Origin of the sequence: Wolbachia endosymbiont of Pentidionis agamae, assembly GCF_036711655.1 — a bacterium.
Classification (GTDB): Bacteria; Pseudomonadota; Alphaproteobacteria; order Rickettsiales; family Anaplasmataceae; genus JAZHPY01.
The window spans coordinates 1-3,926 of sequence record NZ_JAZHPY010000091.1 but is presented as its reverse complement, the minus strand read 5'-3'; the positions used below and the strand labels follow the sequence as shown (position 1 = coordinate 3,926).

Below are 3,926 nucleotides of genomic sequence, written 5' to 3'. Positions count from 1 at the left end.
TAACTTATAATCCCCTACATTATAAATTAAATGCTATATATTAATCAATAAAAATGATTGAAAAACCTAAGCGAGATGAACAACTAAATACTGATAGAAGAAGTTTTATGTTTTTAATTACAGGTTTTATTGCAGTATATGGGGTTGCAGTTTCAATTTTACCATTAATTAAATCACTTGGACCATCTGCCGAAGTCTTAGCTATGTCAACTGTAGAAATAAACTTATCTGAAATTCGAGAAGGACAAACAAAAAAAGTTAAGTGGCAAGGCAAGCCAGTATTTATTAGGCATAGAACTCAACAAGAAATTGAATCTGCAAGGACTATTGATTCGAGTGCTTTAAGGGACCCACAGCTTGATGAGAGCAGGGTTCATCCAGGAAAAGATAAGTGGCTCGTTACACTTGCTATATGTACTCATCTTGGCTGTGTGCCAATTGATCATTCTACAAAAGATGGTAATGGTTGGTTTTGTCCTTGCCATGGTTCATATTATGATACTTCTGGGCGTGTTATAGGGGGGCCAGCACCAAAAAATTTAGTTGTACCTGACTATTTTTTTCTCAAAGAAGACGTTATAGTAATCGGTAAGAAAGCATAAAACATGTTTGGCATGCTTTATTTTCTCCAGGTATATGCTTCAGCCTTTGCATAAAAGTTTAATTAGTATACTACTTAAAAATAATCTTTTAAATACTAGTGACCAGAAATTTTTAGTTTTTTTATTAGTTCTATTAAAATAGGCTAGACTATTTCAATTATATAACATAATACTATAAATATTTTATTTTAAAAAGATGGTTTTATGGTTACAAAAGAACAAGAGTTAAAAGATAAATTATTCACTGCTTTAAGGGAAAATAATTTTCAAAAAGTTAAACAATGCGTCGAAGAGATGAAAAATAATGGCATTAGTAAAATTACTGAGTTAAAAGATGATGATGAAGCAATGCCATTACACATTGCTGTTCAAAAGAACAATTTAGAAAGTGCTCAGTTTTTAGTAGATGAAGGTGCTGATATCAATGCTATATGGCGTGAAGATTTTGGCTATAAATATACACCATTGTCCATTGCTGCTAAAAATAACAATTTCAAAATAGTAAAATTTTTACTAGATAAAGGTTCTGAACTAAATGCCAGTGGTTTTTTTTTGATTATCTCACCTTTACACTATGCTGCCCGTAATTTTCCAAGCTCATCAACTCCTGAATATCTAGAAATAATAGAGCTTCTCCTGAAGAAAGGTGCAGATATTAATGCTAAAAATGAAGGTGGCAACACTTCTATCTATGAAGCTATTAAGAGTAATAATTTTAAAATCATGGAAAGATTATTTAACAAAGGTGCTAAAATTGATTTAAATAACAATTCTAATCAGACACTGTTGCACATTGCCGCTAGTAATAGCTTCTATTCTTATGATACTACTAATAGTGGTGTAAAAATAATGGAATTTCTTTTAAAGCATAATTTAGATATTAATATTAAAGATGAAGGTGGCAACACTCCTATGCATTATGCTATTAGATCTCGGAATCCCAGAATGATAAAAATATTGTATGATAATAATGCTAATATAACTATTAAAAATAATGAAGGTAAAAACAGCTTCAGAATTTGCTAAAAAATATTACCAAAATAAAACAATATCAGAAATTACTAAGGAAAGTGAAAATATCAATCCAGTTAGCATTACACATGTACCAAGTAGCGCAACACGTTCATCTTTTTTTATTGCAAGCAGCATTAATTGGGTAAAAACTGTAGCTTCTGCTACATTAAATAGCTTATTTCGAAGTACTCCTTCTTTACCTCCTGCACAGCATAACGTTGCCTGTTATGAGAAAAACTTAGCCAACTTTTCACAAATTGATGTGAGTGGAGGTATTATGCTAGCTGATCTAGCAGTCAGAAAATTTACAGGAGCAAAATACTCACAACCATTGAATGATTCTCTTTCGACATTTGAAAAAAATAAAATGGAGAAATTTGATGATATTGAAAGAGGTTTATATTTAGGAATTAGTATATTTAATAAATATCCTAGTAAATCATTGAATGATATAAAAAGCAAGTGCCCAAACAGTCTACTAAATAATGCAACAATATCTAAAGGGATATGTTATCAAAACTCCCGTTAATATTAAGAGTAATTCATTTTGAAAGTAGATTTATTGTGAAAAGTTTTTAGATAATAAAAAATAAAGCCTTTACTTGCTTGCTAGCAGGTAGAGGCCAGTTCACAAAGCTCAACTTAGAAATCAAAGTATCTTTTTAATATTTCATATTAATTGAGATTGATCTTGCATTACAAGTTCATTCTTATGTTCACTAAGCAGCTGTGCTATAGGCTCCTTTAATATCATTGCTGTAACCAGCACTCCTACAAGCCCAACTACGAATCCTATAACAATTGAGGTTAATATTTCTAACCATACAACAACACAGGTTGTACATGTAATTGTTAGAAAAATTGCAGAAGATATTGAGCAATATCCTATTTTTTTCTTCAGTTTACATCCCTCATAATAAGAATTGAACTCTTTATTCTTTTCTATCATTTCTTTATTTTTATAAAACCCATTATTAAGGTTTCTACCTGAACATTCGAGTTTTATTATTTCACGAATTATGGGCTTCGCAACATCTAAGGATTGACAATACGATAAAGCAGTACTTTCAGCCTTATCTATAATTGTAATATCTGCATCATGACTTATTAAATATTCTACAATATGTTTGTCACGTAAAACAGCCCAAAATAGAGAGGTACGGCCACTGTTATCCTGAACATCAATTTTAGCTTTTCCTTTTTCTAATAGAAGGGTTAAAATGTTTTTATGACCACACATCACAGCAACATATAAAGGAGTATAACCACGTTCATCACGAGCATTAACATCAGCTCCATTTTTTATTAGAACCTTTACAGCTTCTGTGTGCCCATTTCTAGCAGCGCAATGTAAAGGAGTATCACCATCCTTATTAGTAGCATTAACATCAGCCTTTTTTTCTTTAATCAACTTCTGTACTTCTAAAAAATTATTATTTTTGGCTGCTTTAAATAGTTTTTGATTAGCCATGGATTCTTCTAGAAGCTTTGTAATATCTTCCCCAGCTTTAAAAAGTATAGCATGATCTAAAGGAGTTTTACTACCCTTATCAATAGCAAGAGCATCTGCTCCGTATTTTATTAAAAGTTCCACGATTTCCAATTTTTTAAGCGAAGCAGCAACATGTAAAACAGTGATACCATCACCGTACTTGGCATTAATATTAACTTTTTTTGTTTGAAGCAATGCTTCACACTTTTCTAAACTCTTATCTAGAACTGCTTGGTATAATTCATCATTAATATCAGTCATAAATTCACCCACACCATTTATTGATTAGTAAATTATATATCATAATAGTAATGATATCAAGTATTTTTTGAATTTTCATAAAAGTATTTAGCTGAATACTCTTAAACCTTTTGGCTACAAGAATTTGTGGTTAGAGTTTTTAACCTAACCATTAAGTTAGAAAGATAGTAATTATCTCTTTATACGTATGTACACTTACCACATCAAATTTCTAATTCATATCTGATGTATACCATATTATGCTAAACACTAAAAAATGCTTGGCACAAAAGCTTTCTCTTGTAAAAGTACAACTTTATCTATCTTGAGACTTGGATGTTCCTTTGGTAACTGAAGTATTCGAAAGTTGAGATAGTATGACGCGTCCTGCAATGAAATTGACTTCCTTTTGACTCTCTCTTTGCCCATTAAGAAAAACAACTAATGATTTTTGAAAGAGTTTTGGAAAAGTTAAGTTTGGATCATTGTTAATTATTCTATCATTAACTATATCTCCTAATTTGAGAGAGTTGATATAGAGATAGATAAGTGATGAAATAGTGTATTCTAAAATAGAA

At 30.7% G+C, this 3,926-nt stretch carries 5 protein-coding genes; 3 read left to right on the top strand and 2 right to left on the bottom strand.

Features of this window, described 5'->3' with window-relative positions:
* The first annotated feature begins 53 nt into the window (after positions 1-53).
* The 3 genes from petA to V6U76_RS04760 all read left to right on the top strand — a co-directional run bounded on the left by petA (position 54) and on the right by V6U76_RS04760 (position 2,145).
* On the top strand, positions 54-602 hold the full coding sequence (petA, locus tag V6U76_RS04770) for a ubiquinol-cytochrome c reductase iron-sulfur subunit (protein WP_333023965.1): 549 nt from the start codon (positions 54-56) through the stop codon (positions 600-602).
* Between the two features lie 204 nt (positions 603-806).
* Positions 807-1,628 (top strand): ankyrin repeat domain-containing protein, encoded by an 822-nt coding sequence (locus V6U76_RS04765; protein ID WP_333023964.1) that lies wholly within the window; start codon positions 807-809, stop codon positions 1,626-1,628.
* Positions 1,597-2,145, top strand: a complete 549-nt coding sequence (locus V6U76_RS04760) for a hypothetical protein (protein WP_333023963.1) — start codon at positions 1,597-1,599, stop codon at positions 2,143-2,145. The genes V6U76_RS04765 and V6U76_RS04760 overlap by 32 nt, the downstream gene beginning before the upstream one ends.
* Before the next feature lie 141 nt (positions 2,146-2,286).
* Here V6U76_RS04760 and V6U76_RS04755 read toward each other — a convergent pair whose 3' ends face one another.
* A complete protein-coding gene (locus tag V6U76_RS04755) occupies positions 2,287-3,369 on the bottom strand; it encodes an ankyrin repeat domain-containing protein (protein WP_333023961.1) in 1,083 nt (360 codons plus the stop codon).
* Between the two features lie 295 nt (positions 3,370-3,664).
* On the bottom strand, positions 3,665-3,926 hold a 262-nt coding region (locus V6U76_RS04750), incomplete at its 5' end, for a hypothetical protein (protein WP_333023960.1).